Origin of the sequence: uncultured Sphingomonas sp. (assembly GCF_946477935.1) — a bacterium.
GTDB lineage: Bacteria > Pseudomonadota > Alphaproteobacteria > Sphingomonadales > Sphingomonadaceae > Sphingomonas.
This window is the reverse complement of record NZ_CAMLAC010000263.1, coordinates 1-4,440: the sequence shown is the minus strand read 5'-3', so window position 1 is coordinate 4,440 and position 4,440 is coordinate 1. Positions and strand designations below refer to the sequence as shown.

Annotated in this window: 4 protein-coding genes; 2 read left to right on the top strand and 2 right to left on the bottom strand. The window is 67.0% G+C overall.

Features of this window, described 5'->3' with window-relative positions:
- The coding region (locus tag Q0U08_RS17970) for an anhydro-N-acetylmuramic acid kinase (protein ID WP_298093027.1) at positions 1–458 on the bottom strand (458 nt) is incomplete at its 3' end.
- Positions 459–577: 119 nt separating this feature from the next.
- Between Q0U08_RS17970 and rimO the strand changes: the two genes are divergently transcribed.
- A complete protein-coding gene (rimO, locus tag Q0U08_RS17965; RefSeq protein WP_298093025.1) occupies positions 578–1,906 on the top strand; it encodes a 30S ribosomal protein S12 methylthiotransferase RimO in 1,329 nt (442 codons plus the stop codon).
- 37 nt (positions 1,907–1,943) lie between these two features.
- Here rimO and Q0U08_RS17960 read toward each other — a convergent pair whose 3' ends face one another.
- Entirely contained in the window at positions 1,944–3,323 is a 1,380-nt protein-coding gene (locus tag Q0U08_RS17960) for a methyl-accepting chemotaxis protein (RefSeq protein ID WP_298093023.1), read from the bottom strand.
- A gap of 139 nt (positions 3,324–3,462) precedes the next feature.
- On the opposite strand from Q0U08_RS17960, the gene Q0U08_RS17955 reads away from it, so the two are divergent.
- Positions 3,463–4,440, top strand: a 978-nt coding sequence (locus tag Q0U08_RS17955) for a serine hydrolase (protein WP_298093022.1), incomplete at its 3' end; no start/stop codon positions are given.

Below are 4,440 nucleotides of genomic sequence, written 5' to 3'. Positions count from 1 at the left end.
TGATAAACCGGCAGCAACGGCGCACCCTGCCCACCGGCCGTGACATCGGCCGAACGGAAATCCCAGACCGTCGTGATCCCCGTCGCGTTCGCCAGCGCCACGCCGTCGCCGATCTGCCATGTCCAGCCACGGTCGGGTCGATGCGCCACCGTCTGCCCGTGAAAGCCGATCACACCCACATCGTCTGCGGCCACCCCGGCATCGCGCAGCAGCTTCTGCACCGCCAGCACATGGGTACGCACGATCAGGTCGCCGGCCGCCACCACCGGCGGGCTCGATCGCGGCTTGTCGAAGGTCAATGCCAGCGCCGTCGCTTCCGCCAGTTGCGTGCGCGCCGCGTCGGAATATTGCTCGCCCCGGAACGCGATCGGCCGCACCTGCGCCTCGCCATCGGTTTCGATCAGCGCGGCATCGACCCCGTCGAGCGAGGTCCCGGACATCAAACCGATCGCGAGCATGGCAGCCATTCCCTTTCCCACCCGTCATGACCGGCAGCGCGGGCAAAGTCGACAAACCTCGATCAAGATCGCCGCATCTGGAAAAGTCCGCCGGGATCGCTTATGTGCGCGCCAATCCCATGGCAACCAAACTCCCCTCCCCGCCGCGTGTCGGCATGGTGTCGCTCGGCTGTCCCAAGAACCTGGTCGACAGCGAACGCATCCTGACGCAGCTCCGCTCCGACGGCTATCAGATGTCGCCCGACTATGCCGGCGCGGACGTCGTGCTGGTCAACACCTGCGGCTTTCTCGACTCCGCCAAGGAGGAATCGCTGGAGGCGATCGGCGAGGCGATCAAGGAAAACGGCCGCGTCATCGTCACCGGTTGCATGGGCAAGGAAGCGGAGGCGATCCGCACCCGCTTCCCCGATGTCCTCGCCGTCACCGGCGCGCATCAATATGAGCAGGTGGTGGAGGCGGTGCACGCCGCCGCCCCTGCCAACCTGTCGCCCTATCTCGACCTGATCCCCGATGCCGGGCTGAAGCTGACGCCGCGCCATTACAGCTATCTGAAGATTTCGGAGGGCTGCAACCACCGGTGCAGCTTCTGCATCATCCCGTCGCTCCGGGGTGATCTGGTCAGCCGCCGCCCCGACGCGATCCTGCGCGAAGCGGAAAAGCTGATGGAGGCGGGCACGCGCGAGTTGCTGGTGATCAGCCAGGACACCTCGGCCTACGGCATCGACATCCGCCGCGAACCCCGCATGTGGAAGGGGCAGGAGGTCGTGCCGCACATGACCGATCTCGCCCGCGAACTGGGCAAGATTGCACCATGGGTGCGCCTCCACTACGTCTATCCCTATCCGCATGTCGATCAGGTCATCCCGCTGATGGCGGAGGGGCTGGTGCTCCCCTATCTCGACATCCCGTTCCAGCACGCCGCCCCTTCGGTGCTGCGCCGCATGAAGCGCCCCGGCAACGACGCCAAGGTCTTGAGCCGCATCCACCAGTGGCGCGAACTCTGTCCGGATATCGCGATCCGTTCCACCTTCGTCGTCGGCTTCCCCGGCGAGACGGAGGAGGATTTCCAGTATCTGCTCGACTGGCTGGACGAGGCGCAGCTCGACCGCGTCGGCGCCTTCCGCTTCGAACCGGTCGAGGGCGCTGCGGCGAACGACCTGCCCGACCCTGTGCCGGAGGCGGTGAAGGAAGAACGCTACGCCCGCATCATGGAGAAGACCGCGGCCATCTCCGCGGCCAAGCTCGCCGCCAAGGTCGGTCGCACCCTGCCCGTCATCATCGACGCGGTGGATGATGAGGGCGGCGCCAACGGTCGCAGCCAGGCCGATGCGCCCGAAATCGATGGCGAGGTCTTCCTGCGCGACGCCGGCCATCTGACCGTCGGCGATATCGTGCCGGTCGTGATCGAGGATGCCGACGAACACGATCTGTACGGCGTCCCCGCCTGATCCCTCCTCACGGGGCTGGTCGCTGCTGCGGTAGCGATCAGCCCTGATCCTGATAGGCGCACAGCAGCGCCCCCCAATGCCGGTCCTTCACCCGGATCGGCGTGACGACCATCTTCAACAGGATCACCCCGCCATCGGCCATGCGCCGGCGATAGGCCTTCAGGAGAAAGGGATCGGTGATCCGCACCTGCTCCGCCGATTCGGGCGCGCGGAAGAACATGCCGGTGCGCGCGAATTCCTCGTTCCACTTGGGGTCGTGAGGGCGCTGCGGCAGCGCGCGCTCGGGCATCGGCACCGCGTTGAAGCAGTTGCGGTCGGTAAAGCTCACCCCGAACAGACCGGGCAGCGCCCGCGCCGTCTCCTGATGGGGGCGCATGATGCGGGTCAGCACCGGCAGCGCGACATGGGTGGCGATCGGCGGGTTGGAACCCGGCACCTCGGCATAGTCTTCGCTCATCAATTCCGCGAGCGTCAGCGCGCCCGTATCGATCTCCGCTTCCAGCGCCGCGTTGATCGACGCCGCCGCCTGCATGGCGTAGCGGATATAGGGGGTGTCGGCCGTCTCGCCGCTTTCCGCCAGCATCTGCAACAAGGCGTTGGTCTCGTCGCTCACTGTGGTGACGCGCTCCGACAGCCGCTCCAGCCCGGTCGCGTTCGCCGACGACGTGTCGGACAACGCCACCAGGCCGACGCCGACATGATCGACCACGCGAACCATCGAATCGATCCGCCCCGCAACCACATCGCTGCTGCCCGAAAGGCCGCGCATCAGCACGCTCAGCCGGTCGACCAGCCCCTCGATATCCTTGGTTCCCTGATGCGCCGAACGGGCCTTGCCGACCCCCTGTTCGATCCGGCCCAGCATCGCGCGCGCCTCGCTGGTCAGCGCGCCCACCGCCGCCTCGATCCGCTGCGTCGCCTGGGCCGTCTCACCCGCCAGCTTCTTCACCTCGCTCGCCACCACCGCAAAGCCGCGCCCGGCGTCGCCCGCCCGCGCCGCCTCGATCGTCGCGTTCAGCGCCAGCAAATTGGTCTGCTTGGCGATCGCGTTGATGGCGGCGGTGATCCGCGCCACATCGTCCAGCGCGCTGTTGAAGTCGCCCAGCCCTTCATGAATGTGCGTCACCTGCGCGATCAGGTCGACAACGTCGCCGGTCGCCGCATTCAACTGAACGCCCGAATCCTCGATCACGCTGTGCACCGCCGCGCTCTTGTCGCGCATGTCGACCACCGCCGTCGCGATGTTGTCGACATCGGCGACCAAAGTCTTGGCTTCGTCGCCGATCGTGGCGATCGTCGTCGCCTGTTCGGTCACCCGCGCCGACAGCGCCGCGATATCGGCCTGAAGGTCCAGCGTCTTCAGGCCCAGCGCGCCGGATCGCCGTGCCGCCTGCTTCGCGATCGTGTCGATGGTCATCGCACCCCCATTGCTCCCGAAATCCATGCTATCACCAAACAGTTAATAGGGTATTTGCCGATGTGCTTCCGCCCCCCGGGGCGCCTTGCGCGCCCCCATCCCCGTTGCGGCGCATTCCCGGCTATGCTTGGATGGCACGATGATCCGTATCCTGCTGGCCGCCGCCCTGTCGCTCGCCGCGCCCCTGCCACTCCAGGCCCAATCCCTCAGCACTCAGGAGCAGGCGCGGATCGACGCGCTCGTCGCCAGGACGCTGGCGGATACCGGCGTCCCCTCCGCCTCGATCGCGGTGGTCCGCGGCGGCCGCATCGTGCTGGCCAAGGCCTATGGCAAGCAGTCGGAGGCGGTAAAGCCCGCCGACGCCGCCGCGCCCTATCAGATCGCGTCCGTCTCCAAGCAGTTCACCGCCGCCGCGCTGCTTCTGCTGGAGGATGACGGCAAGCTGAGCCTCGACGACACCGTTGCCAGATATCTGCCTGGCATCACCGGCGGTGACCGTATCACGCTGCGCCAGTTGCTGTCGCACACCTCCGGCCTGCGCGATTACTGGCCGCAGGATTTCAGCTTCAAGGCGATGGCGACGCCCGTCACCCCGCAGGGCATCGTCGACCGCTGGGCCAGGGCACCGCTCGATTTTCAGCCGGGCAGCCAGTGGCAATATTCCAACACCGGCTATGTCGTCGCCGGCATGATCGCGGAGAAAGTGTCGGGCCAGCCGCTGATGCAGTTTCTGCAAACCCGTATCTTTGCGCCCCTGAACATCCGCGCGCTGGATCAGGACGAGGCGGCGGGTCCGGGCTTTCCGCAGGGCTATGGTCGCTACGCGCTCGGCCCCGTTCATCCCGAGACGCCCGCGGCATCCGGCTGGCTCTATGCCGCCGGGGAGCTAGCGATGTCCGCACGGGATCTCGCCAAATGGGACATCGCCCGGCTCGACCGCGCCCTGCTCCCGGCCGACGACTGGACGGCGCAGGAAACCCCGGTCCGCCTCGCCGACGGATCGACCAACGGCTATGGTCTGGGCGTCAGCACCGGCACGCAGAACGGGCGCCGCTTCGTCGAGCATTCGGGCGAAGCGGTCGGGTTCCTGTCCGAAAACATCGTCTTCCCCGACGAC